The 25,523-nt window shown below is 73.7% G+C and carries 29 protein-coding genes; 14 read left to right on the top strand and 15 right to left on the bottom strand.

Features of this window, described 5'->3' with window-relative positions; all coding sequences use genetic code 11:
* Positions 1–248 precede the first annotated feature (248 nt).
* Positions 249–1,007 carry a hypothetical protein gene (locus J4557_RS41005; RefSeq protein WP_208272228.1) on the top strand — a complete coding sequence of 253 codons (759 nt, stop codon included), beginning with the start codon at positions 249–251 and terminating at the stop codon, positions 1,005–1,007.
* A gap of 125 nt (positions 1,008–1,132) precedes the next feature.
* The gene (locus J4557_RS41000; RefSeq protein WP_208272227.1) at positions 1,133–2,014 is read left to right on the top strand and encodes a copper chaperone PCu(A)C; all 882 of its coding nucleotides are present in this window, start codon (positions 1,133–1,135) and stop codon (positions 2,012–2,014) included.
* A gap of 66 nt (positions 2,015–2,080) precedes the next feature.
* On the opposite strand, the gene J4557_RS40995 is transcribed toward J4557_RS41000, so the two are convergent.
* Positions 2,081–2,752, bottom strand: coding sequence for a winged helix-turn-helix domain-containing protein (locus J4557_RS40995; protein WP_486303378.1), 672 nt, complete (start codon positions 2,750–2,752; stop codon positions 2,081–2,083).
* A 5-nt stretch (positions 2,753–2,757) separates the two neighbouring features.
* Positions 2,758–3,960 carry a sensor histidine kinase gene (locus J4557_RS40990; RefSeq protein WP_208272226.1) on the bottom strand — a complete coding sequence of 401 codons (1,203 nt, stop codon included), beginning with the start codon at positions 3,958–3,960 and terminating at the stop codon, positions 2,758–2,760.
* Between the two features lie 180 nt (positions 3,961–4,140).
* Between J4557_RS40990 and phoU the strand changes: the two genes are divergently transcribed.
* The gene (gene phoU, locus J4557_RS40985) at positions 4,141–4,803 is read left to right on the top strand and encodes a phosphate signaling complex protein PhoU (RefSeq protein ID WP_208272225.1); all 663 of its coding nucleotides are present in this window, start codon (positions 4,141–4,143) and stop codon (positions 4,801–4,803) included.
* A gap of 30 nt (positions 4,804–4,833) precedes the next feature.
* Here phoU and J4557_RS40980 read toward each other — a convergent pair whose 3' ends face one another.
* Entirely contained in the window at positions 4,834–5,445 is a 612-nt protein-coding gene (locus J4557_RS40980) for a TetR/AcrR family transcriptional regulator (RefSeq protein ID WP_208272224.1), read from the bottom strand.
* A gap of 106 nt (positions 5,446–5,551) precedes the next feature.
* On the opposite strand from J4557_RS40980, the gene J4557_RS40975 reads away from it, so the two are divergent.
* Positions 5,552–6,547 (top strand): hypothetical protein, encoded by a 996-nt coding sequence (locus J4557_RS40975; protein WP_208272223.1) that lies wholly within the window; start codon positions 5,552–5,554, stop codon positions 6,545–6,547.
* Between the two features lie 45 nt (positions 6,548–6,592).
* Here J4557_RS40975 and J4557_RS40970 read toward each other — a convergent pair whose 3' ends face one another.
* Positions 6,593–6,994, bottom strand: coding sequence for a carboxymuconolactone decarboxylase family protein (locus J4557_RS40970; protein ID WP_208272222.1), 402 nt, complete (start codon positions 6,992–6,994; stop codon positions 6,593–6,595).
* Positions 6,995–7,101: 107 nt separating this feature from the next.
* On the opposite strand from J4557_RS40970, the gene J4557_RS40965 reads away from it, so the two are divergent.
* Positions 7,102–7,980, top strand: coding sequence for a LysR family transcriptional regulator (locus J4557_RS40965; RefSeq protein ID WP_208272221.1), 879 nt, complete (start codon positions 7,102–7,104; stop codon positions 7,978–7,980).
* A gap of 61 nt (positions 7,981–8,041) precedes the next feature.
* Here the strand turns inward: J4557_RS40965 and J4557_RS40960 are convergent, their stop codons facing one another.
* The gene (locus J4557_RS40960; protein WP_208272220.1) at positions 8,042–8,473 is read right to left on the bottom strand and encodes a MarR family winged helix-turn-helix transcriptional regulator; all 432 of its coding nucleotides are present in this window, start codon (positions 8,471–8,473) and stop codon (positions 8,042–8,044) included.
* A gap of 82 nt (positions 8,474–8,555) precedes the next feature.
* Between J4557_RS40960 and J4557_RS40955 the strand changes: the two genes are divergently transcribed.
* Positions 8,556–9,737 (top strand): MFS transporter, encoded by a 1,182-nt coding sequence (locus tag J4557_RS40955; RefSeq protein WP_307800501.1) that lies wholly within the window; start codon positions 8,556–8,558, stop codon positions 9,735–9,737.
* 239 nt (positions 9,738–9,976) lie between these two features.
* Complete coding sequence (locus J4557_RS40950) at positions 9,977–11,212, top strand: MFS transporter (RefSeq protein WP_208272219.1); 1,236 nt, start codon at positions 9,977–9,979, stop codon at positions 11,210–11,212.
* 33 nt (positions 11,213–11,245) lie between these two features.
* On the opposite strand, the gene J4557_RS40945 is transcribed toward J4557_RS40950, so the two are convergent.
* Positions 11,246–11,635: a VOC family protein gene (locus J4557_RS40945; protein ID WP_208272218.1), complete on the bottom strand. Its 390-nt coding sequence runs from the start codon at positions 11,633–11,635 to the stop codon at positions 11,246–11,248.
* Between the two features lie 166 nt (positions 11,636–11,801).
* Here J4557_RS40945 and J4557_RS40940 point away from each other — a divergent pair, with 166 nt between their 5' ends.
* Complete coding sequence (locus J4557_RS40940; RefSeq protein ID WP_208272217.1) at positions 11,802–12,248, top strand: hypothetical protein; 447 nt, start codon at positions 11,802–11,804, stop codon at positions 12,246–12,248.
* A gap of 33 nt (positions 12,249–12,281) precedes the next feature.
* On the opposite strand, the gene J4557_RS40935 is transcribed toward J4557_RS40940, so the two are convergent.
* From J4557_RS40935 to mshA, 3 genes are read right to left on the bottom strand one after another with little or no spacing between them, the layout of a single operon-like run.
* Positions 12,282–13,100 (bottom strand): phosphoglyceromutase, encoded by an 819-nt coding sequence (locus tag J4557_RS40935; RefSeq protein WP_208272216.1) that lies wholly within the window; start codon positions 13,098–13,100, stop codon positions 12,282–12,284.
* Positions 13,101–13,128: 28 nt separating this feature from the next.
* Positions 13,129–13,635, bottom strand: a complete 507-nt coding sequence (locus J4557_RS40930) for a type III secretion system chaperone family protein (RefSeq protein WP_208272215.1) — start codon at positions 13,633–13,635, stop codon at positions 13,129–13,131.
* Positions 13,632–14,975, bottom strand: a complete 1,344-nt coding sequence (mshA, locus tag J4557_RS40925) for a D-inositol-3-phosphate glycosyltransferase (protein WP_208272214.1) — start codon at positions 14,973–14,975, stop codon at positions 13,632–13,634. Before mshA ends, J4557_RS40930 begins: the two co-directional genes overlap by 4 nt.
* 134 nt (positions 14,976–15,109) lie before the next feature.
* Here mshA and J4557_RS40920 point away from each other — a divergent pair, with 134 nt between their 5' ends.
* Positions 15,110–15,871, top strand: coding sequence for an SDR family NAD(P)-dependent oxidoreductase (locus tag J4557_RS40920; protein WP_208272213.1), 762 nt, complete (start codon positions 15,110–15,112; stop codon positions 15,869–15,871).
* Positions 15,872–15,931: 60 nt separating this feature from the next.
* Here J4557_RS40920 and J4557_RS40915 read toward each other — a convergent pair whose 3' ends face one another.
* Entirely contained in the window at positions 15,932–16,756 is an 825-nt protein-coding gene (locus J4557_RS40915) for a class I SAM-dependent methyltransferase (protein WP_208272212.1), read from the bottom strand.
* A 130-nt stretch (positions 16,757–16,886) separates the two neighbouring features.
* Between J4557_RS40915 and J4557_RS40910 the strand changes: the two genes are divergently transcribed.
* The 3 genes from J4557_RS40910 to J4557_RS40900 all read left to right on the top strand — a co-directional run bounded on the left by J4557_RS40910 (position 16,887) and on the right by J4557_RS40900 (position 19,939).
* Positions 16,887–18,503 carry an AMP-binding protein gene (locus J4557_RS40910; RefSeq protein WP_208272211.1) on the top strand — a complete coding sequence of 539 codons (1,617 nt, stop codon included), beginning with the start codon at positions 16,887–16,889 and terminating at the stop codon, positions 18,501–18,503.
* 118 nt (positions 18,504–18,621) lie between these two features.
* Positions 18,622–19,410, top strand: a complete 789-nt coding sequence (locus J4557_RS40905) for a TIGR03084 family metal-binding protein (protein ID WP_208272210.1) — start codon at positions 18,622–18,624, stop codon at positions 19,408–19,410.
* A 61-nt stretch (positions 19,411–19,471) separates the two neighbouring features.
* Positions 19,472–19,939 (top strand): universal stress protein, encoded by a 468-nt coding sequence (locus tag J4557_RS40900; protein ID WP_208272209.1) that lies wholly within the window; start codon positions 19,472–19,474, stop codon positions 19,937–19,939.
* Positions 19,940–20,004: 65 nt separating this feature from the next.
* Here J4557_RS40900 and J4557_RS40895 read toward each other — a convergent pair whose 3' ends face one another.
* Positions 20,005–20,517: an O-acetyl-ADP-ribose deacetylase gene (locus J4557_RS40895; protein ID WP_208272208.1), complete on the bottom strand. Its 513-nt coding sequence runs from the start codon at positions 20,515–20,517 to the stop codon at positions 20,005–20,007.
* A 222-nt stretch (positions 20,518–20,739) separates the two neighbouring features.
* On the opposite strand from J4557_RS40895, the gene J4557_RS40890 reads away from it, so the two are divergent.
* Positions 20,740–21,576 carry an NAD-dependent epimerase/dehydratase family protein gene (locus J4557_RS40890; protein WP_208272207.1) on the top strand — a complete coding sequence of 279 codons (837 nt, stop codon included), beginning with the start codon at positions 20,740–20,742 and terminating at the stop codon, positions 21,574–21,576.
* Between the two features lie 122 nt (positions 21,577–21,698).
* On the opposite strand, the gene J4557_RS40885 is transcribed toward J4557_RS40890, so the two are convergent.
* Positions 21,699–22,460, bottom strand: a complete 762-nt coding sequence (locus J4557_RS40885) for a dioxygenase family protein (RefSeq protein WP_307800500.1) — start codon at positions 22,458–22,460, stop codon at positions 21,699–21,701.
* Positions 22,461–22,558: 98 nt separating this feature from the next.
* Here J4557_RS40885 and J4557_RS40880 point away from each other — a divergent pair, with 98 nt between their 5' ends.
* Positions 22,559–23,047: a MarR family winged helix-turn-helix transcriptional regulator gene (locus J4557_RS40880; RefSeq protein WP_208272206.1), complete on the top strand. Its 489-nt coding sequence runs from the start codon at positions 22,559–22,561 to the stop codon at positions 23,045–23,047.
* 63 nt (positions 23,048–23,110) lie between these two features.
* Here J4557_RS40880 and J4557_RS40875 read toward each other — a convergent pair whose 3' ends face one another.
* From J4557_RS40875 to J4557_RS40865, 3 genes are read right to left on the bottom strand one after another with little or no spacing between them, the layout of a single operon-like run.
* Positions 23,111–24,235 (bottom strand): winged helix DNA-binding domain-containing protein, encoded by a 1,125-nt coding sequence (locus tag J4557_RS40875; protein WP_208272205.1) that lies wholly within the window; start codon positions 24,233–24,235, stop codon positions 23,111–23,113.
* A complete protein-coding gene (locus tag J4557_RS40870; protein ID WP_243777162.1) occupies positions 24,225–24,863 on the bottom strand; it encodes a TetR/AcrR family transcriptional regulator in 639 nt (212 codons plus the stop codon). Before J4557_RS40870 ends, J4557_RS40875 begins: the two co-directional genes overlap by 11 nt.
* A gap of 32 nt (positions 24,864–24,895) precedes the next feature.
* Positions 24,896–25,471: a TetR/AcrR family transcriptional regulator gene (locus J4557_RS40865; protein WP_208272204.1), complete on the bottom strand. Its 576-nt coding sequence runs from the start codon at positions 25,469–25,471 to the stop codon at positions 24,896–24,898.
* Positions 25,472–25,523: the final 52 nt, after the last annotated feature.

Here is a 25,523-nt window from a genome sequence, read left to right as displayed (position 1 = left end):
TTTAATGGTGCATCAGGCACCAGTTCCCCGCACTCAGCGTGACCGGAGCACCACCAGTCTCCCCCGGAACGCCCCTACCGCCAACCCCCCTCGCGATACAAGCGTCCCCGCTGCCGATCGGGCGGATGCGCCCCATACTGGAGGTGAACATGCCGCCCCGGGCGGGTACGAAGCGCCCGGAAGGGACCGAAACGGGCAGTGGCGGGCGACGAGGCGGTGCCGGCGAGCGACGGCGAGGGAGGTGCGGCGTGAGGCCGGACGGCGACCCCGACCCCGATGACTACGGGCTCCCGCACGTCGACGTCGTCGTGCCGGACGACGCCCGTGAGCTGGACCGCGACGTGCTCGCCTACCGCCGCGAGGAGCGCCGCCGCCGGCGCCGCAGGCGGCTGCGGCGGGTCGCCCGCCCGGTCACCCGGTTCGGCGTCGCCATCCCGATCATCGCCGGGGCGCTGCTGGTCGCGCTGATCAGCGGGGCGCTGATGACGGCGTTCGGGCCGCGCCCGGCGCCGCGTCCGAAGGGCGTCGCGCTGGCCCCGAGCCCCACCGCGGCGCCGGGCGAGATCGGCGGGCTGCTGCCGGCCGGGGCCGTGAACGTGGTGAACCGCGACAAGGACGCCAGGGACCTGCGCGACCTGCGGCCCGCGGTGTTCGGCATCGTGCCGCCGGGCGCGGAGTGCCCGGGCGTCGTGGCCGCGCTGGCGGGCAGCGCGCACGAGTACGGGGTCCGGTTCCTCCTGGTGGCCGATCCGCGGGCGGCGGCCGGGCGGGAGCCGGTCTCGCTCAAGGACATCAAGGCGTGCGCGGGCACGGCCCACGACGGCACGGCGGAGATCCTGGAGGACTCGAAGGCCCTGCTGGCGGGCACCTACGCCCCGGCGCCGGCGGCGGGCTCCGCGCTCACCGCCGTGTTCGTCCAGCCGGACGGCGTCGTCAAGAACGTCGTCGCGGGCGCGACCCCCGGTCCGGACCTCTCCCAGAAGGTCAAATCGCTGAGATACGGCTGACATTTTCCGGCCGTGTCGCCACCCCGGATCCGGGTTCGGGCAGGGACCTCGCTACGCTTCCCCTGGCGTATCTCACGCCACCTGGACCCTTTCAACACCCCTTTTTTCGCGAGGAGACCGACGCCGTGATCCGAAACAGCCGTCGAGTGGTCGCGCTCGCCGTCGCGGGCGCCGTCGCGATCGCACCGGTGATCTCCGGCTGCGGCGCCGGCGAGGAACCTCAGACCTCCGCTCCCACCCAGCTGACGGAGGGCGTCAACGCGTCCGTCCCGTCGAACAAGCCGGCGGCGGCGCAGATCGACGTGCGCAACCTGTTCGTGCTGGGGCCGAAGCCGGGCCAGACGCTGCCGGCGGGCGGCGCCGCGCCGCTGTACGCGACGATCGTCAACCAGGTGAAGGGCCGTCCGGACAAGCTGATCTCGGTGAGCTCGCCGGCCTTCTCGCAGGTGAAGCTGCAGGGCGGCGGCATCGTGATCCCGGCCGCGGCAGCGTCGGGTGTGGGCGGCGCGGTAAAGCTGATCGGGCAGACGATCGCTCCGAGCGCGCCCGCGAGCGCGAGCCCGTCGCCGAAGAAGGGCAAGAAGTCGCCGGGCGCCACCGAGACCCCGGGCGCGACCGGCACCCCCGTCTCGCCGACCCCCACGGGCGCGGGCGAGGTGCCGAGCGCGAACCCGTCGCAGGAGTCCAGCAACACGCCGTCGGCGCCGCCGCGGGCCGCCACCCTGCCGTCGCCGGCCACGGCCACGGGCCCGCTGGTCGTGCTGACCGGCGCGGCGCAGCAGCTGGTCGGCGGCGAGCAGATCATGGTGACGCTGCAGTTCGAGCAGGCCGGTTCCGTGCAGGTCCAGGTGCCGGTGATCCCGCAGCAGGGCGAGTACGAGACGTACCCGGCCGCGCCGGGGACCGAGGCGACGCCGACCGGCGGCGCGTCGCCGTCCCCGACCGTGTCCGGCGGTTCCGGCACGGGCGGCGCGACGCCGACCCCCACCGGCTCGGCCACCCCGTAAGGCCCCGGCCCCGAACGACGGAACGGCCCGTACGGCACTCGCCGTACGGGCCGTTCCACATCCTCATCAGGGCTCGAACTTGTAGCCCAGGCCGCGGACGGTGACGATGTAGCGCGGGGAGGACGGGGTCGCCTCGATCTTGGCGCGCAGGCGCTTGATGTGGACGTCCAGGGTCTTGGTGTCGCCGACGTAGTCGGCGCCCCAGACGCGGTCGATCAGCTGCATGCGGGTCAGCACGCGGCCCGCGTTGCGGAGCAGCACCTCCAGCAGCTCGAACTCCTTCAGGGGGAGCTGGACGGGGGCGCCGCCGACGCTGACCACGTGCCGTTCCACGTCCATCCGGACCGGGCCGGCCTCCAGGGTGGCGGGGGCCAGCTCCTCGACCTCGCCCTGGCGCCGCAGCACCGCGCGCATGCGGGCGATGAGCTCGCGGGTGGAGAACGGCTTGGTGACGTAGTCGTCGGCGCCGAGTTCGAGGCCGACGACCTTGTCGACCTCGCTGTCCTTGGCGGTGAGCATGATCACCGGCACGCTGGACCTGGTGCGCAGCTCCCGGCAGACCTCGGTGCCCGGGAGGCCGGGCAGCATCAGGTCGAGCAGCACGAGGTCGGCACCGTTGCGCTCGAAGATGTCCAGCGCGTCGGGCCCGGTGGCCGCGACGGCGACCTCGAAGCCCTCCTTGCGCAGGTTGTACGACAGTGCGTCGCTGAACGACTCCTCGTCTTCAACGACGAGCACGCGGGTCACGGTGTTGCCTCCCGGGCGTTTTCCATTGCTGCCCTCTCGACGGGCCTGACTGCGGGGACGGGCGGATCGAGGAGCGGGAGCCGGAGCGTGAACGTCGATCCGGACCCCTCCTTGCTCCATACCGTCACCTCGCCGCCGTGCTTGGTGGTGACGTGCTTGACGATGGCCAGGCCGAGGCCGGTGCCGCCGGTCTGGCGCGAGCGGGCGGGGTCGACCCGGTAGAACCGCTCGAAGATCCGCTCGATCTCCGTCTCCGGGATGCCGATGCCCTGGTCGGTGACGTTGATCTCGACGTACCGGTCCTCGCACCGGCGGGCGGACACGACGACCCGGGTGTGCTCGGGGCTGTAGGCGACGGCGTTGTCGATCAGGTTGCGCAGCGCGGTGATCAGCAGCTCCTCGTCGCCGCGGACCCGCAGGCCCTCCTGCCCGCCGGCGGCCAGTTCGATGTCCTTGCTGGACGCCTTGATCTGGCAGCGGTCGATGGCCTCGGCGGTGATCTCGTCGAGCCGGACGGGCCGCAGTTCGGGCAGCGGCTCGTCGCCCTGGATGCGGGACAGGGTCATCAGGTCCTGGACGAGGTTGGTCAGCCGGACGGACTCGTACTGCATGCGCCCGGCGAAGCGGCGGACGGCCTCGGGGTCGTCGGCGGCGCCCTCGACGGTCTCGGCGAGCAGCGAGAGGGCGCCGACGGGAGTCTTCAGCTCGTGGCTGACGTTGGCGACGAAATCGCGGCGGATGGCCTCCGTGCGGCGCATCTCGGTGAGGTCCTCGGCGAGCACGAGGACGAGGCCGTGGGAGCCGAGCGGCGCGACGCGGACCGCGAACCAGCGGCCTTCCGCGTTGCCCCGGCGGCGGGTCTCGCCGACCTGGATCTCCGTCTCGCGGATCTCGCCGTCGCGGCGGACGAGCCGGGCCATGGCGAGCAGCTCGTCGACGACGAGGCGCTCCCCGCTGACCATGCCGAACGCGCGGGCGGCCGAGCTGGCCCGCAGTACCCGGTCTTCGGCGTCCAGCACGACGGCCGAGGACCGCAGGACGCTGAGCACCGAGGCGACCCCCGGTGGGACGCCTCCGGCCGGCGTCGCCAGAGACGCCGTCCGCTGGGCTCGCTCGCTCACGCGCACCGCCAATCCAGTCGCGAGCCCGATCGCGAGCCCGGCAAGCCCCGTCAGGCTCGCGACGATTTCGACCTCCACACCACGGATCGTAAGCGGCGTTTCGAGGGTCGCCGCCCGGCGGGCCGCCCGAACGGCGTCTCGTTCCCCGAAAGTTCACCTTCCTATACGCGAGGGTTCATGCTGGTCGGGCAGGCTGTTGCGTGGGCGAGTCCGCCCGGAATGACCCTCTTTCGCCCCCTTTGCCCCGAGGAATCCCAATTGCGTGACGCGTATCACGAGGAGCTCGACTCCCTCTCCGACAAGCTGGTGGAGATGACCCGGCTCGTCCGCTCCGCGATGGCGCGCGCGGTCACCGCGCTGCTGGACGCGGACCTGCGGCTGTCGGAGGAGGTCATCAGCGGGGACGAGCACGTCAACAAGATCGACGCGGAGATCGAGGAGACGGTCTTCGACCTGATGGCCCGGCAGCAGCCGGTGGCCGGCGACCTGCGGACGCTGATCACCGCGCTGCGGATGAGCGGCGACCTGGAGCGGATGGGCGACCTCGCGGTGCACATCGCCAAGACCGCGCGCCGCCGCCACCCCGAGTCGGCCGTCCCGCCGGAGCTGCAGGCCACCGTGCTGGAGATGGGCCAGATCGCCGAGCGGATGATCGCCAAGACGGGCAGTGTGATCGCGTCCCAGGACGTCGAGATGGGCCTCGAGCTCGACGCCGACGACGACCAGATGGACCGCCTGCACCGCCGCCTGTTCGACATCCTGCTGTCCCCGAAGTGGAAGCACGGCGTCGAGCCGGCCGTCGACATCACGCTCGCCGGCCGCTACTTCGAGCGCTTCGCCGACCACGCCGTCCACGTCGCGGAGAACGTCGTCTACCTGGTCACCGGGCAGCGCCCCGCGGAGATCACCGAGCTCTCCTGACCCGGCCGCCCAGGCCGGGCCGCGGCGGGGTCAGACGGGCTGCGCGACCAGGGCGGCGTTGGCGAGCGCCCTGATGCCGCGCTTCAGATCCTGCGGCGTCACGTCGTCGATCAGGAGCCGCTGCAGCAGGTAGCCGGGCATGATCGCGAAGAGGGTCTTGCTCGCGGCCTCGACGTCGGTCCCGGCCGGCAGCCGCCCCTCGTCGACGAGCCGCCGCAGGTAGGCGCCCCAGATCTCGCGCAGCCCGGCGAACGACCGGGTGAGGTGGTCGGCGAGGCCCGGGTCGTACATGGCGAGGGCCCAGGCCTGCGGGGCGAGCCGCACGGGCCCGTCCTCGCCGGACAGGCCGGTGAGCTTGTCGGCGAGCGCTTCGAGGATCTCGTCCAGCGGGAGCGGCCCGTCGCCGGTGGTGAGGTCGACCAGGAACGCCTGCAGGTCGCCGACCACGGCCATCAGGTTGGCGGCGACGATCTCGTTCTTGCTCTTGAAGTACCGGTAGACGGCCCCGGCCGACAGCCCGGACTCGGCGAAGATGTCCTGCATGGACGTCTCGTGGACGCCCTTGCGCACGAAGCACCGGCGCGCGGCGTCCAGGATCTGGCGGCGGCGGCGTTCGAGGTGCTCCTCGCTGACTCGCGGCATCTCCCCAATCTAAAACGAACGTTCGTTTCTTGACAAGCCGGCCGGAGCGGTGCGACGCTTTCGAGAGTTAAAAAGAACGGACATTCGCTTTTCTTGAGGAGCGGGCATGAAGTCCTCCCCCGCGGTGCGGGCCCTGGGCGCCGCCGTCGGCGCCGCACTGCTGCAGATCGTCATGATCACGGCGTTCGCGTGGCCGTCCGCCCACCTCGCGCCGCGCCGCGTCCCCATCGTCGTGGCCGGCCCCGCGGCCGGGCCGGTCGCCGAACGGCTGGCGGACGCCCGGCCCGGCGCCTTCGCCATCTCGACCCGCCCGGACGAGGCGTCCGCGCGCAAGGCCCTCACCGACCGCGACGCCTACGGCGCGATCATCGCCTCGCCGTCCGGGCCGCAGGTGCTCACCGCCTCCGCCGCCTCCCCGGCGATCGCGCAGCAGCTCGACGCCCTGGCCCAGCAGTTCGCCCCGAAGCGCGACGCGGCGGCGGGCGCGGTGCCCGCCGTCCGGGACGTCGTCGCCGCCGATCCCGACGACCCGCGCGGCACCGGGTTCGGCGGCATGGCGCTCCCGCTGATCATGTCGTCGATCGCCGCGGCCGCGCTGCTGACCTTCACGGTCCGCCGGGTGTCCTGGCGGGCCGCCGGCGTGCTGCTGTTCGCGCTGCTCGGCGGGCTCGGCTCGGCGGCCCTCGCGCAGTCCTGGATGTCGCTGCTGCCCGGCCCCTACCTCGCCATCGCCGGCGTCATGGCGGTCACCATCACCGCCGTCACCGGCACCGTCGCCGGGCTGGCCTCCCTCGCGCGGGCCGGGCTCGGCCTCGGCGCCGTCGTCTTCCTGCTGGTCGGCAACCCGCTGTCCGCCGCGACCTCGGCCCCCGAGCTGCTGCCACGGCCGTGGGGCGAGGTCGGCCAGTACCTCCCGCCCGGCGCGAGCGCGACCCTGCTGCGCTCGGCCGCCTTCTTCGACGGCGCCGGCGCCGCCCGCCCGATCGCGGTGCTCGCCGGCTGGACGGTGCTCGGGGCCGCCCTCCTCGCACTCGGCGCCCGGCGCGGCCGCGCCGGGCGGGCGGCCACCGCCCCCCGCACCCCGGAACCGGCGCTCACCTGACCTCCGGCCCTTCCGGGAGACGCTCCCGGAAGGGCCCGCCCGCGTTCACGACAGGTTGCTGACCGGCAGCAGGCCGCGCTCGCCGAACACCTTCTTGGCCACGAGCGTCGCGTTGATCGATCGGGGCATCCCCGCGTAGACGGACGTGTGCAGCAGCGCCTCGGCGATCTCCGTGGCGGTCAGGCCCACGTTCAGCGCGGCGTTGATGTGCACCTCGAGCTCGATCTCGCAGCCGCCCAGCGCCGCCAGCACGCCGAGCGTGACGAGCTGGCGGTCGCGTGCGGGCAGTTCGGGCCGGGCGTACATGTCGCCGAACGCCCAGGCGACGACCTGGTGGCCCAGCTCGGGCGAGACGTCGGCGAGCGAGTCGACGATCCGCTGCCCGGCCTCCCCGTCGACCTGCTCCAGGACCTTCATTCCGTGCCGGTGGCGCTCTTCGCGGTTCATCTCGTCCTCCTCGAAGCGGTTTGCGATGACTCGATCGTGGCCCGGAAACCCGCTTCGGCTGCCTCTGAGGCATGTGGAGATATACTTCCCATGCTCGGGAGGCATGGATGGATCTGCGGATGCTCGGCTACGTCGTCGCGATCGCCGAGGAGGGCTCGATCAGCGGCGCCGCGCGCCGCCTGCGGCTGACCCAGCCGACCCTCAGCCGCCAGCTGCGCGAGCTGGAACGCCGCCTCGGCACCGGGCTGTTCGTCCGCGAAGGGCGCGGCCTCACCCCGACCGCCGCCGGAAAGGCGCTGGTCAAGCGGGCTTCGGTGGTGCTGGCCGAGGCGGAGGCGGCGCTGGAGGACGTCCGGCTCGCCGCGCAGGGCCTCACCGGACGCGTGACGGTGACGTTCGCCGGGTCCGGGATCAACGGGCCGCTCGGCGGCGCGCTCGGCCGGCTCCGCCGCGAACTCCCCCGCGTCGACCTGCGGCTGGAGGAGAGCTTCAACGACGCCGAGATGTCCGACGGCGTGCTCGACGGGCGGTTCGACCTCGCCGTCCAGCGGCTCCCGTCCCGCGACGCCCGGCTCGCAACCAAGCCGTGGTGGAACCAGCCGCTCACCCTGTTCCTGCCGTCCGCGCACCCGCTCGCGCACGCGGCGGGTCCCGCGCCGCTGAGCGCGCTCGGCCGGATCCCGCTCGTCGTGTGGCCGCGCGAGGTGTCGCCGCACTCCCACGACGAGATCCTCGCGCTGTGCGACCAGGCGGGCGTCGTGCCCCGCATCGGCGCGCGCGGCCGCAGCGTGCAGACCGTCCTCGCCCTGGTCGCGGCCGGTTTCGGGGGCGCGGTGATGCCCGACTCGCACCGCGCGCTGCGCCGCGTCGGGGTGGCGCCGCGCCCGCTCGCGGGCACGAACACGACCCTCTACCTCGTCTGGCGCGCCAACGAGACCGACCCGCTCGTCCACCGCTTCCGGGACACCCTCGCCGACCTCGCCTGACCGGCGCCGTCCGGCGAGGCGGACGCGCGTTCGGGCCCGGCTCCGCGCGGGCCGCGGGTGCTCAGCCGTCGGCCAGCAGGTCGCGGAGCAGGTCGCGCAGGGCCTCCTGCCTGTCGTCGGCGAGCGCGGCGAGCGGGGAGTGCGCGCCGAGGCGGTCGAGGACGCCGGCGCGGGCCCGCTCCCCCGCCGGGGTGAGGACGATCTGCTTGGCGCGCCGGTCGGTGGGGTGGGGGCGGCGCTCGATCAGGTCCTGCGCTTCGAGCCGGTCGAGGACGAACGTGGCGTTGGACGCCTCGCACGCCATCCGGACGGCCAGCTCGCGCGCCGTGATCGGCTCGGACAGCTCGCGGAGCGCGACGACCTGGGACGCGGTCATGCCGACGTCCTCGGCGACGCGCCGCACGTGGACGTCGAGCCGCTGCACGAACCGGTGGACGAGCTTGCACACGTCCCGGTCGATGTCGTCCGCCGCCTGCGCGGGCTGCTGCGCCATGCCGGAAGTCTACCCGACCTGATTCGAGTCATGATAATGATAGTTCGAACTATACGAGTTCGAACTACATTGGAGCGTACGCGTGCCCCTCCCCCTGCTCTCGCTGATGCTGGTGGTGTTCGGCCTGACCACCGGCGAGTTCGTGATCGCGGGCATCCTGCCCGACGTGGCCGCCGGGCTCGCGGTGCCGGTGCCCGCGGCCGGCCGGCTCGTCACCGCCTACGCGCTCGGCATGATCGTCGGCGGTCCAGTCGTCACCGCGCTGACGGCGCGGCTGCCCCGCCGCCCCCTCGTCGCGGGGCTCGTCACGGTGTCCGTGCTCGCCAACCTCGGCTCCGCGGTGGCGCCCGGCTACGGGCTGCTGCTGGCCGCCCGGTTCGCCGCCGGGCTCGTCGTCGCGACGTTCTTCGCCGTCGCCATCGCCACCGCCGTCTCCACGGCCGCCGAGGGGAGGCAGGCCTCGGCCGTCGCGAAGGTCGCCCTCGGGATGAACCTCGGCATCGTCCTCGGCACCCCGCTCGGCACCCTCGTCGGCCAGCATCTCGGCTGGCGCGCCGCGTTCGCGGCCGTCGCCGCGGTCACCGCCGCCGGCCTGCTGATGGTGCTGCGGTTCGTCCCCGCGATCCCCGCCCCCACCGGCTCGGTGCGCGGCGAGCTGCGCGTCTTCGCGGGCCGCGACGTCCAGCTCGCCATCGCGCTCACAGCCGTCGGCAACGTGGGCGTGGTGACCGTCTTCTCCTACATCGCACCGCTCCTCACCGGCGTCAGCGGCTTCGGCGAGGGCGCCGTGCCCGTCCTGCTGCTGGTGTACGGGGCGGGCGCGGTCGCGGGGAACTTCCTCGGCGGCCGGCTCGCGGACCGGGCCCTGATGCCGTCGCTGGCCGGCCTGCTCGCCGTTCTCGCGGCCGTCCTCGTGCTGTTCTGGGCCGCCGGGGCCGCGCGGGTCCTCGCCGTCCCGCTGCTCTTCGCCCTCGGGCTGCTCGCCTTCGCGATCATCCCGGGCATGCAGACCCGCGTGCTGAGCGCCGCGGGCGCCGCGCCGACGCTGGCCGTCGCGGTCAACGCCTCGGGCTTCCAGGTCGCCGCCGCGTTCGCGGGCTGGCTCGGCGGCGCCGTCATCGACCAGGGCCCCGGCCCCCGCTCGCTGTACCTGGTCGGCGCGGCCCTCACCGTCGCGGGCCTGGGCATCGCCCTCTCCATCCTGCGCCGGGACCGCCGCGCGTCCGCCGAGCCCGACCGCCCCCTGGAGCACGTCGGCTCCTGACCCGCCGAACACCAGGTCGGCATCACCCTCGACGGACCCGCCCGGCATTCGCCGTGCGGGAGGGACGGCCCGCCCCGCGCCCTGCCCGTCGGGACGCCCGCCCATCCGGACGGCCGGCCCCGCGCCCGCGACGGCGCGGGGCTTCGCGCTCCTCGCGGCCGGCTGCCGCCGCCGCCTCGAGCCCGGCCGCGCCCTGTAGTCTTCGCGCGCTCCCACACCCCCGGGGAGGGCGATCGCGCATGACGCTGAGGAACATGCTGCTCGATGTCGCGCCGTTGCGCGGGTCGCCCGCCTTCCGGCGGCTGTGGGCGGGGCAGACGCTCTCCGGGTTCGGCGGGCAGATGACGCTCGTCGCCGTGATGTTCCAGGTCTGGCAGGCGACGCGGAGCACCACCTGGACCGGCGCGGTCGGCCTGGCGCAGGCGGTTCCGCTCGTCGCGCTCGGGCTCTTCGCGGGATCGCTCGCCGACCGCGTGGACCGCCGGAGGTTCTACCTGCTCACGACGGCCGGGCAGACGGCGTGCTCGCTCGCCCTCGCGCTCCAGGGCCTCCTCGGGCACCTCCCGCCCGCCGGCGTCCTCGGGATGGTCGCGGTGCAGTCCTGCTTCGCCGCGGGCGGCGGGCCCGTCTCGCGCACCTTCGTCCCGAGGCTGCTGCCGAAGCACCAGGTGGCCGCCGGACTGGCGCTCCGGCGGATCGCCTTCCAGGGCGCCATGCTGGCCGGGCCCGCGCTGGGCGGGCTGGTCGTGGGCGGCCTCGGCGTCGGCGGCTGCTACCTGATCGACGCGCTCACCTTCGCCGCCGCGCTCTACGGCGCGTTCGGCCTGCCGCCGATGCGTCCGGGCGACGAGCCCGCACGTCCCGGACTGCGCGGGGTGCTGGACGGCCTGGCGTTCCTCGTCCGGACCCCGGTGATCCGCGGGGCGCTGCTCACCGACCTCGCCGTCACCGTGCTGTCGATGCCGGTCAGCCTGTTCCCGCTGATCAACGCGGAGCGGTTCGGCGACGACCCGCGCACGCTCGGGCTGTTCCTCACCGCGATGGCGGCGGGCGGCGTCGCCGCGTCGCTGCTGTCCGGCACCTTCACCCGGCTCCCCCATCCAGGCCGGGTCATGCTCGCCGGCTCCGCCGGCTGGGGCGCCGCGCTCGCGCTGTTCGGCCTCTCGCCGGACCCGTGGACGGGACTCGCCTGCCTGGTCCTGGCGGGCGCCGCCGACACCGTCTCCGTGGTGTCGCGGAGCACCGTCGTCCAGAACCGCACTCCCACCGAACTCCTCGGCCGGGTCGGCGCCGCCGAGCAGATCGTCGGGCAGGCCGGCCCCGACCTCGGCAACCTGCGCGCCGGGCTCGTCGCGGACGCCACGTCCGGCACCGCGGCCGCCGTCAGCGGCGGCCTGCTCTGCCTCGGCGCCGTCGCCATCGTGGCGGCGGCCACCCCGCCCCTCCGCGGGCGCTCCGCGTCCCCGGCGCCGTGACGCTCCGCACGGGGACGCTCTGCACGGTGCCTCTCAGCGCGATGCCGGCTGCACCCTCCGGCGGAGCAGGCAGAACTCGTTGCCCTCCGGGTCGGCGAGGACGTGCCAGGACTCCTCGCCCGTCTGCCCCACGTCGGCGGTCCGCGCACCGAGGTCGAACAGCCGCTGGAGCTCCTCGTCCTGGTCGCGGTCGGTCGCGTTCACGTCGAGGTGCAGGGGCAGCTTGCCGCGCTTCGGTTCGTCGCTGCGGCTGAGGACCAGCCTGATCCCGCCCTCCCCCAGTTCGGTTCCGGCGGGCCCGATCTCGATGTCGCCGTTGTCTTCGCGTTCCAGGACGGCGTAGTCGAGCACCGCGCACCAGAACTCGGCGAGGGTCTCGGGGTCCCGGCAGTCGATGACCAGCTCGGTTATGCGGCATGCCATCGCGCTACAGTATCCCGTTGACGATCATGAACTGCGGGCGGGGACGGCACTGCGGCGGCGCGGGCGGGAGCAGCGGCGCGGCGGGGCGGGGCGCGTCAGGGGAACGGCCGGGGGCGGTCGTTACGGGAGGCTTATCGGGAACGGCCCGTTCTGCGATCATCGGGGGGTGAGCGCCGGTGCGACGTGGAGCATCATCGGCGTCCTGATCGCCGCCACCCTGTGGGCGTTCGTGACGCGCACCTGGGTCATCGGCCGTCTCTGGGGGCCGGTCTTCCGCATCGCGCGCGGCACCGCGTCCGCCGCCCTGCTGTCGGCCCTGCTCTACCTCGCGTACATGGCGATCCACTGCCTGGCGCAGTACGCCGTGCACACGGCCTTCGACGGATGGCTTGCGAGCACGTTGAGCCTGGCGGCGGCCTTCGCGTACGCGCCGGTGGCGCTGATGGCGTTGCCCGACCGGGGCCGGGGGCCCTACGCGGACCTGCGCCGCGAACTGGAGAAGGCCGGAGCGACATACCGGCAGGCGCGGGCGTCCGCCTGGGCGAGCGGGCCCCTGTCGTTCCTCGGGCTCAGCGCCGCGCTCACACCCGTGTTCTTCGTCTTCGTGCCGTAAGGGCCGCCGTCGCCGGCGGCCCTTCGCGGCGGTCTACTTCTTGCGGCCCCGCCGGGACTTCGGCGCGTCCTTCTTCGGCTCGGCCTTCGCCGGCGCGGCGGGCTTCTTGCCGCCGCCCTGGTTCTTGACGGCCTCGATGGCGGCCCTCGCGGCGGCCGGGTCGAGGTACTCGCCGCCGCGCTTGAGCGGGGCGAAGTCGTCGTCCAGCTCGTAGACGAGCGGGATCCCGGTCGGGATGTTCAGGCCGACGATCTGCTCGTCGGAGACATCGTCCAGGTGCTTGACCAGGGCGCGCAGCGAGTTGCCGTGCGCGGCGACCAGGACGGTCTTGCCGGCGGCGAGGTCCGGGACGATCGAGTCGTACCAGTACGGCAGCAGCCGGTCCACGACGTCGGCGAGGCACTCCGACCGCGGGATCAGCTCGGACGGCAGCTCCGCGTAGCGCAGGTCGTTCACCTGGGACAGCGGGTCGTCGTCCTTGATGGGGGGCGGCGGGGTGTCGTAGGACCGGCGCCAGGTCATGAACTGCTCTTCGCCGAACTCCTCGCGCGTCTGCGCCTTGTTCTTGCCCTGGAGGGCGCCGTAGTGGCGCTCGTTGAGCCGCCAGGAGCGCTTGACCGGGATCCACAGCAGGTCCGCGACGTCCAGCGCGATGTTGGCGGTGCGGATGGCCCGCTTCAGCAGGGAGGTGTGCACCACGTCGGGCGTGATGTCGGCGTCGAGCAGCAGGTCGCCGCCGCGGGTCGCCTCACTCTCGCCCTTGGTGGACAGGTCGACGTCCACCCAGCCGGTGAACAGGTCTTCCGCGTTCCAGACGCTTTCGCCATGCCGGAGCAATACCAGGGTCGCCATGGGGCAGAGCCTATCGGGACGCGCGGATCTACTCGCGGTTGGCCGGGTCCGCGAAGGACGCGAAGGCTTGCAGGTTGGCGAGGCTCTCGCCGCGCTTGACGCGCCAGTCCCACTCCCGCTGGATCGACGACTTGAACCCGCGTTCGAGGGCCTTGTCGAAGTTCTCGTCGGAGTAGGTCAGGACGCAGCCGAGCAGCCGGTCGATCTCCTCGGCGCTGACGGACTCCAGCGGGACCTTGCCGACGAGGTGGACGTCGCCGACGTCGTCGAGGGCGAAGGCGACCCCGTACATGCGGCCGTTCTTCTCCAGCAGGAACCGGTAGAACTCGGCGTGGTTCTCGTCGGGGCGGCGGCAGAAGAACGCCTCGACGTGCAGGCTGTGGTCGCCGACGATCAGCCAGGTCATGGTGGCGAGCTTGTGCTGACCGGGAAGCTTGACGAAGAACGCGTTCTCGCGGGGCTCGTCGAACTCCAGCTCGGCGGCCCGCAGCGCGTCCCGGATCGTCTCGACGGTGCTCGCGTTCGCTTCGCTCATGCGGTCACCTCCGCGGTCAGCTGCGGAGAGAGCGTGGGCGGTGCGAGGCGGACGGCCGGTAGCGACATGGCACCGGTATACACGTCCAGGAGGCGGTCGACGGTGGCGTCCCACCCGAAGTCCTGGGCGTGCCGGACGGCGCCGCGCGCGAGGCGGTTGTGCCGGCCGGGCTCGGCGTGCAGGCCGCGCAGGACGGCGGCGTAGTCCGCCGGGTCGTGGCCGGAGACCAGGACGCCGGACTCGCCGTCCGCGACCGCGGTGCGGAGCCCGCCGACGCCGGCCGCGACGACGGGCGTCCCGCACGCCTGGGACTCGACGGCGACGAGGCCGAACGACTCGCTGTGCGACGGGACGACGGTGACGTCGGCGGCGCGGTACCAGTCGGCGAGGTCGGCCTGCGGGGCCGGCGGCTCGAACCGGACGACGTCGGCGATGCCGAGTTCCGCGGCGAGTGATTGCAGGCCCTCGGGGCGGCAGCGGCCGGAGCCGCTGGGCCCGCCGACGACGGCGACGACGAGCCGGGAGCGCAGCGACGGGTCGTCGTCGAGCATGCGGGCGGCGGCGCGCAGCAGCACGTCGGGGGCCTTGAGGGGCTGGATGCGGCCGACGAACAGCAGGACGTACGCCTCGCGGGGCAGGCCGAGGCGGCGGCGGGCGGGGCCGGTGCGGTGCGGGAGGAGCCCGGTGCTGCGCGCGAGGACCGGGGACTCGGGGCGGAACACCGACAGGTCGACGCCGGGGCTGACGACGGCGACGCGGCGCGGGTCGGCGCCGTACAGGCCGATCAGCTCGTCGGCCTCCTCGCGGGTGTTGGCCACGAGCTGGTCGGAGGAGGCGACGACCTGCTCCTCGCCGAGGACGCGCTCGTCCGGTTCGGGCTTGTCGCCGTCGGCGAGCGCGGCGTTCTTGACCTTGGCCATGGTGTGCATCGAGTGCACGAGCGGGACGCCCCAGCGCTGCTTAGCGGCCCATCCGGCCTGGCCGGAAAGCCAGTAGTGGGTGTGCAGGAGGTCGTAGTGGCCGGGGTCGTAGGACGCCTCGGCGCGCAGCACGCCGGAGGTGAAGCCGCACAGCTGGCGGGGCAGTTCGCCCTTGTCGAGCTCCTCGAACGGGCCGGCGACGACGTGCCGGACGAGGACGCCGGGGGCGAGTTCGGCGACGGGGGGCAGGGCGCGGCAGGTCGCGCGGGTGAAGATGTCCACCTCGACGCCGCGGGCGGCCAGCCGTTTGGCCACCTCGACGATGTAGACGTTCATGCCGCCCGCGTCGCCGGTACCGGGTTGGTCGAGGGGGGAAGTATGAACACTGACCGTCGCAACTCGGTTGATACGACGCGACACCGGACACCACCTCCGGTAGTGCAACCTATCGGCCGCGTTACCTGTTCCCTCAGGAAGGTGGACAATCGTCACTTCTCGCCGCAGTGATCGACCTCACCGGCGGGCGCGCGGCCCCCACCTGGGAGGCTGGACGCATGCGTAAGACCGCGGTAGTGACCGGAGCAAGCAGCGGAATCGGGGCCGCCACGGCCAGGCGGCTGGCGGCGGAGGGCTTCAACGTCGTCCTGGCGGCGCGGCGCCGCGAGCGCCTCGACGAGCTCGCCAAGGAGATCTCCGAGGAGGTCCCCGGCGCGGCCAGGATCATGCCGTTCACCCTGGACGTGACCTCGCAGGAGTCGGTGGACGCGCTGGCCGCGGCGGTCGGGGCCTGCCACGTGCTCGTCAACAACGCGGGCGGCGCGCTCGGCCTCGACACCGTCGAGACCGCCGACCTCGACGACTACCGGGCGATGTACGAGACGAACGTGCTCGGGCTCGTCCGGGTGACGAAGGCGCTGCTGCCGAAGCTGATCGAGAGCGGCACGGGGCACGTGGTGAACATCACCTCGCTCGCGGCGCACGTCCCGTACGAGGGCGGCGGCGGCTACAACGCGGCCAAGCACGCCGCGTACGCGGTGAACGAGGTCATGCGGCTGGAGCTGGTGGCGAAGCCGGTCCGGATCACCGAGGTCGCGCCGGGGCTGGTGAAGACGGAGGAGTTCTCGCTGGTCCGGTTCCGCGGCGACGAGGCGCGGGCGGCGAAGCCGTACGAGGGCGTCCCCGAGCCGCTGGTGGCGGAGGACGTCGCGGACTGCGTCGCGTGGGCGGTGACGCGCCCGCCGCACGTCAACATCGACCGGATCGACGTCCAGCCCCGCGTCCAGGCGGCCCCGTACAGGCTGCACCGCGAGAGCTGACGGGCTGACGTGCGGCGGGTCGTCGTGTTGGACGGGCCCATGACGACGACTCGCCGCAGGTCACGAAGAAGTGCGGGGGGCGACGGCCGTCCAGGGGAGGGTCAGTTCGCCGAGGCGCCAGCGGCGGCGGCCGCCGTGGGGCGGGCGGGTGAGGACGGGATGGGTCCGGGCGAGCAGCCGGACCGCCTCGATCCAGCGGGCGCGCGGGCCGAACGCCGAGTGCGGCGCGGCCGTCGCCCAGCAGCGGTCGAACGCTGCGAGGAGGTCGTGCACGGGCTCGCCGGGCACGTTGCGGTGGATGAGCGTCTTCGGCAGTCGTTCGGCCAGGTCGGAAGGGCGGCCGAGGGCCGGGAGGTGCGTCGCGAACGTGATCGTCCGGGGCCCGTCGGGGCCGAGCGCGACCCAGACGGCGCGGCGCCCGATCTCGTCGCAGGTGCCCTCGACGAGGACGCCGCCGGGGGCGAGCCGCGAGCACATCCGCTCCCAGGCGCGCCAGCCAGCGGGCTCGTCGTACTGGCGGAGCACGTTGAACGCGCGGATGAGGACAGGCCGGCGCGGCACCGGCACCTCGAAGCCTCCGCGCCGGAACGACAGCCCGTCGTGCGGTCCGGTCCTGCCGAGGAAGGCGCGGCCCGCGGCGACGCGGTCGGGTTCGATCTCGATGCCGACGACGTCCAGCCGGGGCGAGACCGCGCGCAGCCGCGTGTAGAGCTCATAGGTGGTGACCGGGGACGCGCCGTAGCCGAGGTCGACGGCGAGGGGCCGCTCGCCCGCGCGCAGCGCGGCGGCCTGCGTGGCGGCGATCCAGCGGTCGATCCGGCGCAGGCGGTTGGGGTTCGTGGTGCCGCGGGTCACCTCCCCGACGGGCTTTTGCGATCCAACCACCTGCAGATTGTCGGGCTTTGATGAGACATGCCGGTAATCGAACCCGATTCGGTCATGACGATAAGTGTTCGTTTACGCTGATCCCCGACGTGCGTCCCCGACCCGCACCCCTCACCCGGAGGAGAGCCGCATGCCCCAGCTCGACCTGGCGACCCTGCACGAGGCCGTCGCCGCCGCCGTTCCCGACCGCGAGGCGATGGTCTGGCGCGACCGGCGGCTGAGCTGGAGCGAGGTCGCCGGGCGGACGCGCCGGCTCGCGCACGTCCTGCACGGGCACGGGCTCGGCGTCCGCGGCGACCGGCGGGCGGCCGAGCCGTGGGAGTCGCCGCACGACCACCTCGCGCTCTACCTGCACAACGGCCCCGAGTACGTCGAGGGCCTGGTCGGCGCGCACAAGGCCCGGGTCGCCCCGTTCAACGTCAACTACCGGTACGTGGACGACGAGCTGGCGCAGCTGTTCGCCGACGCGCGCCCCGCCGCGATCATGTACCACGCCCGGTTCGCCGAGGCGATCGGGCGGGTCGTGAAGCGCCTCGACGTCCCGCCGCTGCTCCTCCAGGTGGCGGACGAGTCCGGCGGCGACCTGCTGCCCGGCGCCCTCGACTACAAGGCGGCGCTCGCCGCGGCGTCCGCGGACCCCCTGCCCGGCGTCCGGCCCGAGGCCGGCGACCTGCACATCCTCTACACCGGCGGAACGACCGGGCTGCCCAAGGGCGTGCTGTGGCGGATCGGCGACCTGATGCTCGGCCCGCTCGGCATGCGCCGCCGCGACGGCTCCCCCGTCGACGACCTGGACGAGGCGGTCGCGCGGGCGGTGCGCGGCGACCAGCGGGTGGTCGTCGGCCCACCGCTGATGCACGGCGCCGGCACCTGGTCGGCGCTCGGCGCGTGGTGCGCCGGCGGCTGCGTGATCTTTCCGGACCGGGTGGACGGCCTGGACGCGGCCGACCTCATGGCGACCGCCGAGCGCGAGCGGGCGACCCGTATACCACTGGTCGGCGACGCGTTCGCGCGGCCGATCGCGGACGCGCTGGAGCGCCGCCCGCACGACCTCGGCACGCTCCGCACCATGATCAACTCGGCGGCGGCGATCAGCCCGGAGGTGAAGCGGCGGCTGCTGGACCTGCTGCCGGGCGCGCGGATCATCGACGTCCTCGGCTCGTCGGAGAGCGGCTTCTCGGTGACCCGCGCCGGCGCGGAGGCCCGCACGTTCGCGATGGCGCCGGGCGGCGCGGTGCTGAGCGCCGACCGGACCCGCAGGCTGGAGCCGGGCGAGGACGAGCTGGGCTGGCTGGCCAAGGGCGGCGACGCGATCCCGCTCGGCTACCTCGGCGACCCGGACAAGACCGCCGCCACGTTCCTGACGATCGGCGGCGACCGCCTCGTCGTGCCCGGCGACCGGGCCCGCCACCTCGCCGACGGCACCGTCGAGGTGCACGGGCGCGAGGCGACGACGATCAACACCGGCGGCGAGAAGGTGTTCGCCGAGGAGGTCGAGGGCGTGCTGCGCGAGCTGCCCGGCGTCGAGGACGCGCTGGTCGTGGGCCGGCCGAGCGAGCGCTGGGGCACCGAGATCGTCGCGGTGCTCCGCCCGGCGGCCGCTCCGGAGGACGGCGCGCTGCGCGAGGGCTGCGCCGCCCGCCTCGCCCGCTACAAGATCCCGAAGGCGTTCGTGCGGACCGACGGCTCGCTGCGGCTGCCCAACGGCAAGGCCGACTACGCCGCCGCCCGCGCGCTCGTGGACTGACCGGGCGCGCCCCCCGGACTGGATCGCGTCGGCCCGAACCGCATCTGGACTGAATCGCGTTCTGTTCGGGGCGGTCCAGGGCTGTACGGGACGGCGTCCGGCACGGAATCCTGGTCGGATGCCGGACCTGCACAGCCTGCTCGCCGACCTCGCCGCCGAAGGCGACTCCCTCGACGCCCTGGTGGCGCCGCTGCCCGCCGCGCGCTGGGCGGACCCGACGCCCGCCGAGGGGTGGACGATCGCGCACCAGATCGCCCACCTGGCCTGGACGGACGGGCAGGCGGTCGACGCCGCGACCGACGCCGACGCGTTCGCCCACCACCTCGAACAGGCCGTCGCGGACCCCGCCGGCTACGTCGAGCGGGGCGCCCGCGAGGGCGCGGCCGCCGGCCCCGCCGCCCTGCTCGCCCGGTGGCGGGACGGCCGCCGCCGCATGGTCGAGGCGCTCGCCGACGTCCCGCCGGGCACCCGGCTGCCCTGGTTCGGGCCGCCGATGAGCGTGCCGTCCATGGCGACGGCGCGGCTGATGGAGACGTGGGCGCACGGCGAGGACGTCGCGGACGCGCTCGGCGTCCGGCGCGAGCCGTCCGCCCGGCTCCGGCACGTGGCGCACATCGGTGTCCGGACCCGCGACTTCGCGTTCCGCAACCGGGGCCTGGAGCCGCCGGCTGAGGAGTTCCGCGTCGAGCTGACCGGTCCGGGCGGCGAGAAGTGGACGTGGGGCCCTGACGGCGCGGCGCAGTCGGTCGCGGGGCCCGCGCTCGACTTCTGCCACCTGGTCACGCAGCGGCGCAACCGGGCCGACCTCGCCGTCGCCGCGACCGGCGCGGACGCCGACCGGTGGCTGGACGTGGCGCAGGCGTTCGCCGGTCCGCCCGGCCCCGGACGCGCGCCCGCGGCCGGGTGAGAGCTTGATCACTGGCGGGCCCGGAGGGAATTCCGCACGCTGATCTGGAGATATCTCCGGTATGACTGTGCTGATTGCTTTTGACGGTTCTGATGACGCGAAGACCGCGATCGAGTACGCGGCGAAGCACCTCCAGCCGGAACCCATCGTGGTCCTCAGCGTCTGGGAGCCGCTGCTGACCCAGATCACCTGGGCGCCGCTCGCCGCGGGCGTCCCCGTCACCGCCGAGCAGGACGACGACGGGAAGTTCGAGGAGGAGAAGCAGGCCGAGGCGCTCGCCCGCAAGGGCGCCGAGCTGGCCGAGACCGCCGGCGCGACCCAGGTGACCGCGCGCGCCGAGCGCGGCGGCGGACCGGTGTGGGCCGCGATCGTCGACGTCGCCGACGAGCTGGACGCCTCGCTGGTCGTGACGGGGTCGCGCGGCCTCGCGGGCGCCCGGTCGGTGATCCTCGGCAGCGTGTCGACGCGGGTCCTGCACCACGCCGGACGTCCCGTGCTGGTCGTGCCGCCGCCGAAGAAGGACGACTGACGCCGACGCCCGGCAGGGCGTCCCGACGGAGCCTTCGCAGGAAGGCCGGCTGACGGCGACGCCCGCTAGGGCGTCCCGACGGCGCGTTCGAACGCCTCGTACGCGTCCTCGCCGAACAGCACGAACCGCGCGTCCGACACCTTGGTCTGCGCCGCCCGCACCGTACCGACCGCGATCCGGGCGGCGTCGTCCATCGGCCAGCCGTAGATGCCCGCCGACACGGCCGGGAACGCGATCGACGCGACGCCCAGGTCGTCGGCGACCCGCAGCGACTCGCGGTAGCAGGAGGCCAGCAGGCCGGAGCGGTCCTCGGACCGGGAGTACACCGGCCCGACGGTGTGGATCACCCAGCGGGCCGGCAGCCGCCCCGCCGTCGTCGCGACCGCCTGCCCGGTCGGGAGCCCGCCGCCGTACTGCGCGGCGCGCAGCTTGCGGCACTCGTCCAGGATCTCCGGGCCGCCCCTGCGGTGGATCGCCCCGTCGACCCCGCCGCCGCCGAGCAATGACGAGTTCGCCGCGTTCACCACCGCGTCGACGTCCTGTTCGGTGATGTCACCTCGGACGAGAGTGATGTTCATGCACAGAATTCTCCCCCGCGGCGGGCACGAAACGCACACGGACGGTCTCCGGCGGTACGCTCATCTCGGACGGGCTTCCACGGGGCGGTGCGGCTCGTCCGCCCGTCGTCCGGCGGCCACGGGGGGCGGCCCGCGCCGGGGCCGCGCGTGACCTGGATCAGGACTCTGCCTATCCTGCCGTCGGACGACCACAAAGGCGTGACAGTCGTGGAGGTTACCCCCTTGAAGATCTTCCTCGCCGGAGCGACCGGAGTCATCGGCCGCCGGCTGATCCCGCTGCTCGTCCAGGCGGGCCACGAGGTCGCAGGGACGACACGCCGCGAGGAGCGCACCGGCTCCATCTCCGCGCTCGGGGCCGCGCCGGTCGTCATGGACGCCTTCGACGCCGCCGCCGTCCGCGCGGCCGTCGCGGAGGCGCGGCCGGACGTGGTCGTCCACCAGCTCACCGATCTCAGCGGTGAGGACTTCGAGGCCAACTCGCGGCTGCGCGTCGAGGGCACCCGCAACCTGGTCGAGGCGGCGAAGGCGGTCGGCGTCGAGACGATGATCGCGCAGAGCATCGCGTGGCTGTACCTGGCGGGCGAGACGCCCGCGAGCGAGACCAACGCGCTGGACTCCTCGCTGCCGCCCTACGCGGGCATCGCGGCGCTGGAGGACGCGGTGGCCGAGATGCCGCGCGGCGTCGTGCTGCGGTACGGGGCGCTGTACGGGCCCGGCACCTGGTACGCGCCGGACGGCGCGATCGCGCAGCGGGTGAAGGCGGGCAGCCTGCGGCTGGCGCCGGCGTGGACGTCGTTCGTGCACGCCGACGACGCGGCCGCGGCGGCGATGGCGGCGCTGGACTGGCCGGCCGGGCCGGTCAACATCGTCGACGACGAGCCGGCGACGACCGCGGAGTGGCTGCCGGTGTACAGCGCGGCGCTCGGCGCCCCGACGCCGGGCAGCGCCGGCAAGCACGCGGCCACGACGGGCCGTCCGGTGTCGAACGCCAAGGCGCTCGGCCTCGGCTGGAAGCCGCAGACCCCGTCGTGGCGCGCCGGTTTCGCCGACATGGAGTGACGCCCGCCTGAAGTGATCCGGCGGGACGGGCCGCGGCGGCACGCGCACCGCCGCGGCCCGTCACCGTGCCTTCGATGGCCCGCCAGGCCCCCGGCCCCGCGGGCTGTACGCCGTGCTCGCGGTCAGCCGAACTGGAACGAGCGCTTCGCCATCCCGAACCAGTAGCCGTCGATGACGGACCGGCGCCCGGACGCCGCGTCCGCGTCCGCGCCCAGCGCCACGAACAGCGGCGCGAAGTGCTCGGTGCGCGGGTGGGCGAGGCGCGCCGCGGGCGCCTTGGCGCGGAAGTCGAGCAGCGCGTCGACGTCGCCGCCCTCGACGGCGCGGTCCGCCCACTCGTCGAACTCGGCGGACCAGGCGGGCGGCGGGGCGTCCGGGGCGGGGCTCATCGCGCGGAGGTTGTGGGTGGTGAACCCGCTGCCGACGATCAGGACGCCCTGGTCGCGCAGCGGCGCGAGCGTCCGGCCGAGCTCGAAGAGCCGCTCGGGGTCCAGGGTCGGCATGGACATCTGGAGCACCGGCACGTCCGCGTCCGGGTACATCTCCACGAGCGGGACGTAGGCGCCGTGGTCGAGGCCGCGCTCCTCGTCCTGATGCACGCCGGGAATGAGTTTGCGCACGTCAGAAGCCAGTTCCGGGGCGCCTGGCGCGTCGTAGCGGACCGTGTAGTAGTGCTCGGGGAAACCCCAGAAGTCGTACACGAGCGGCACGGGACGGGTCGCGCCGATCGACAGCGGCGCCTCCTCCCAGTGCGCCGAGACCATGAGGACCGCCTCCGGCTTCGGCAGCCCGGCCGACCAGCGGGCGAGTTCGGCGGTCCAGACGGCGTCGTCGGCCAGCGGCGGCGCGCCGTGGCTGAGGTAGAGCACCGGCATCCGGCTCATGGCATCCCCCAACGGTAAAAGTTCAGATCTGAACCATATCTCCCATTTGGTTGAACGTTCAAGTCTTGAGGGTTCAAATACTTGCGTAAAATACGGACATGACCGACACCCGGTGGCTCGACGCCGACGAACAGGAGACCTGGCGCGCGTTCCTGTGGACCTCCCGGCTGCTGAACGAGGCCCTCGACCGCCAGCTCCAGCGCGACTCCGGGATGCCGCACGCCTACTACATGATCCTGGCGATGCTGTCGGAGTCGCCCGGCCGCGCCCTGACCATGACCGAGCTCGCCGCGGTCGTCCACTCGTCGCCGAGCCGGCTCTCGCACGCGGTCAACCGGCTGGAGGAGGCCGGCTGGGTGCGCCGGTCCAAGGACGCCGAGGACCGCCGGACGACCATCGCCGAGCTGACCGACGAGGGGTTCGCCGCGCTGGAGAAGGCGGCCCCGGGCCACGTCGCCGAGGTCCGCCGGAACCTGTTCGACCCGCTGACCCGCGAGCAGATGATGGAGTTCCGGCGGACCCTGCACACGCTGCTGACCTCGCTCGACCCGCACCGCGAGGCGCCCTGCGCGAACGGGCGCGGCTGACCGGCGCGCCGGCTCGCGGCGCGGCGCCCTAGAAGACCGCCGACGAGGGCGGCCCGCCACGGCTCAACGAGGTTCCGGCGGCCCGAACTCGATGGCGCGCTCCTTCGCGCCGGGATGGGCGGCGGCGAGCAGGCGCGCGCCCTCCTCGGCGAGCGCCTCCCGCTCGCGCGCCGGGACCGGCGCGAACGGGGAGATCCGCAGCGTCACGCCGCCGCGCTCCTTCTCGATCTTCCACAGGCCGTGGACGAACCCGTCCACCAGGTACGTCGCGCGGATGATGCCGTTGACGGTGAAGACCCGCCTGCGGTGCTCCTCGCTGATGATCCGCGCCCGGTCGGCGTGCGAGAGCAGCAGGTTGTCGAAGTCCGGGACGAACCGGACGGGCGCGGGCGTGTCGGGATCGGGGCGCGGCGCGTCCGGCAGGTCGTAGAGCGCGCGGCCGTCCCCGTCCCGGAAGACCCGCAGGCCGGCCCGGTTCCGTTCGACGACCTCGCCCAGCCGGGTCAGTCCCGACCACTGCTGCACGTCCTGGACGGTCGCCGGCCCGAACGCGCCGAGGTAGCGCAGCACCATCTCGTCCACGGACGGCTCCGGGACGGGGTGGCCGTCCAGCCACGACTCCAGGGTGGTGTGCTTGGCGACGCCGGACCTGCCCCAGATGCCGCGCGGCGGGACCTGCACCAGCGGCAGCGAGAGGCGGACGGCCCAGACGAGCAGCGCGGCGTCCGCGTCCGGCCGGTGCTCGGCGAGGAGCGCGCGCAGTTCCCTGTCGGAGCGCGGCTCCTCCTCGAGGATCTTCCGCGCGTGGGCGGCGGCGTCGGGGACGCCGGTGAGGCCCGCGCCGCGCGGGCTCCTGAGGTGGCCGTCGAGGACCGGCTGCGTCAGGGGACGCAGCATCAGCGCGTCGCGCGCGGTGACCAGGTGCAGCGTGCCGCGCATCAGCACGATCCGCAGGACACGGCGGTCGTTCATGGGCGCGGCGAGGTCGTCGAAAGAGAACCCGCCGAGCCGGCTCCACAGCCCGATGTGCGGGGGGTTCGGCGCCTGCGACTGCATCCCGACGAGATGCTCGATCGCCTCGACGGCGGTCATCTCGTGGCGCCGCAGCAGCATCTGGCGCGCCAGCAGCGCCCGGTTGAGGGCACGTCGGTCCAGCCCCTGAGGCGTTCTCGTCGTTCTAGTCGTCATACCGTCCACGCAGTTCCTGCCAGGTGGGGGGCGGGCCGGGCAGTTCCTCCGCGCCGGCGAGGTGCAGGGAGTCGAGCATCAGCGCCAGGTAGCGGTGCTGCAGCCGGTTCATCCGCTCGTCGCCGCCGATCCGGATGCCGTGCAGGTACTCCAGCATCACCGAGACGTCGCCGACCTCGATGTCGCGGCGGAGCGCGCCGGCCTCCTTCAGCCGGTCCAGCAGCCGCGTCGTGGCGATGTGGACCTCGCGGCCCTTGGCGCTCATCGCGTCGGTGACGGGGAAGCTTCCCGCGAGCCGCATCGTGAGGGACCCGGCGCCGATGTCCAGGCAGCGGCGCATGAACGCGGCGAACGCCTCCCAGGGGTCGCCGTCGTCGGCGAGCGCCGCCTCGACCTCGGCGAGGTAGCGGTCCATGCCGTCGTCGGCGAGCTTCTGGAGCAGGTCCTCCTTGCTCTTGTAGCGGCGGTAGAGGGCGCTGATGCCGACCCCCGCGTGCTCGGCGACGGCGGCGATGGGAGCACCGGGGTCCGCGGTGAACACCGCGCGGGCCGCCTCCCGGATCAGTTCGTCGTTGCGCGCCGCCTGAGCCTTGCGACCGCTCATGGGCGCCGGCGTGGTGGTCTCCATGCGTCCATACTAAGGGAACGAATGATTCCGTTCTATTGGATCGCGGCGCCGATCGCCCGCACCGCGTCGACCAGGTCGGACGCGGCCGGCACGCCGTCCGGGTCGACGAGCGCCTGCGCCGCCAGGCCGGCCAGCAGCGCCTGGTAGCAGGCGCCGGCCATCTCGGCGCGCCGCTCGCCGAGGACGGACGGGCCGGCGCCGAACAGCTCGGCCAGCCCGAGCCGCGCCTCCCGGTTGGCCTCCGGGAACGCGGCGCGCAGCTCCGGCGTCCGCTCGATCTGCGCGATCACCTCGAACTGGATCGCCCAGAGCGGGCGCGTCCGCGCGAACGACGCCAGGATCCGCTCCCAGGTGGCCTCGAACCGCTCCGCCCCGGACAGCCCCGGGTCGGTCTCGGCGGCGAGCATCGCGGCGATCTCCTCGCCCCACTCCTCGATCGCCTGGCGCAGCGCCGCGCGCAGCAGCTCGTCCTTCGAACCGAAGTGGTAGCCGATGGCGGCCAGGCTGACGCCCGACTCGGTGGCGACGTCGCGTGCCGTCGTGCGCGTGTACCCCTTGCTCAGCAGGCAGCGCCTCGCGCCGTCCAGGAGGTCTTCACGGTTGCCCATGGGAGCACTCTATCCGATTTCTTGCACGACCGTCTTACACGAGCGTCTTGCA

It is taken from the genome of Actinomadura nitritigenes (assembly GCF_017573545.1).
Taxonomy (GTDB): domain Bacteria; phylum Actinomycetota; class Actinomycetes; order Streptosporangiales; family Streptosporangiaceae; genus Spirillospora; species Spirillospora nitritigenes.
Note: the sequence above shows the minus strand (reverse complement) of the source record. Positions and strands in the feature narration are given on the sequence as shown.

Bases quoted from the DNA above. Each gene is read 5' to 3' on its own strand.
- J4557_RS40900 (WP_208272209.1), top strand. From the start codon at position 19,472: ATGACTGTGCTGATTGCTTTTGACGGTTCTGATGACGCGAAGACCGCG.
- J4557_RS40965 (WP_208272221.1), top strand. From the start codon at position 7,102: ATGGATCTGCGGATGCTCGGCTACGTCGTCGCGATCGCCGAGGAGGGC.
- J4557_RS40960 (WP_208272220.1), bottom strand. From the start codon at position 8,473: ATGGCGCAGCAGCCCGCGCAGGCGGCGGACGACATCGACCGGGACGTG.
- J4557_RS40910 (WP_208272211.1), top strand. From the start codon at position 16,887: ATGCCCCAGCTCGACCTGGCGACCCTGCACGAGGCCGTCGCCGCCGCC.
- J4557_RS40880 (WP_208272206.1), top strand. From the start codon at position 22,559: ATGACCGACACCCGGTGGCTCGACGCCGACGAACAGGAGACCTGGCGC.
- J4557_RS40875 (WP_208272205.1), bottom strand. From the start codon at position 24,235: ATGACGACTAGAACGACGAGAACGCCTCAGGGGCTGGACCGACGTGCC.
- J4557_RS40870 (WP_243777162.1), bottom strand. From the start codon at position 24,863: ATGGAGACCACCACGCCGGCGCCCATGAGCGGTCGCAAGGCTCAGGCG.
- J4557_RS40950 (WP_208272219.1), top strand. From the start codon at position 9,977: ATGACGCTGAGGAACATGCTGCTCGATGTCGCGCCGTTGCGCGGGTCG.
- J4557_RS40935 (WP_208272216.1), bottom strand. From the start codon at position 13,100: ATGGCGACCCTGGTATTGCTCCGGCATGGCGAAAGCGTCTGGAACGCG.
- J4557_RS40980 (WP_208272224.1), bottom strand. From the start codon at position 5,445: ATGCCGCGAGTCAGCGAGGAGCACCTCGAACGCCGCCGCCGCCAGATC.
- J4557_RS40945 (WP_208272218.1), bottom strand. From the start codon at position 11,635: ATGGCATGCCGCATAACCGAGCTGGTCATCGACTGCCGGGACCCCGAG.
- J4557_RS40970 (WP_208272222.1), bottom strand. From the start codon at position 6,994: ATGAACCGCGAAGAGCGCCACCGGCACGGAATGAAGGTCCTGGAGCAG.
- J4557_RS40920 (WP_208272213.1), top strand. From the start codon at position 15,110: ATGCGTAAGACCGCGGTAGTGACCGGAGCAAGCAGCGGAATCGGGGCC.
- J4557_RS40905 (WP_208272210.1), top strand. From the start codon at position 18,622: ATGCCGGACCTGCACAGCCTGCTCGCCGACCTCGCCGCCGAAGGCGAC.
- J4557_RS40885 (WP_307800500.1), bottom strand. From the start codon at position 22,460: ATGAGCCGGATGCCGGTGCTCTACCTCAGCCACGGCGCGCCGCCGCTG.
- J4557_RS40865 (WP_208272204.1), bottom strand. From the start codon at position 25,471: ATGGGCAACCGTGAAGACCTCCTGGACGGCGCGAGGCGCTGCCTGCTG.
- J4557_RS40975 (WP_208272223.1), top strand. From the start codon at position 5,552: ATGAAGTCCTCCCCCGCGGTGCGGGCCCTGGGCGCCGCCGTCGGCGCC.
- J4557_RS40930 (WP_208272215.1), bottom strand. From the start codon at position 13,635: ATGAGCGAAGCGAACGCGAGCACCGTCGAGACGATCCGGGACGCGCTG.
- J4557_RS40895 (WP_208272208.1), bottom strand. From the start codon at position 20,517: ATGAACATCACTCTCGTCCGAGGTGACATCACCGAACAGGACGTCGAC.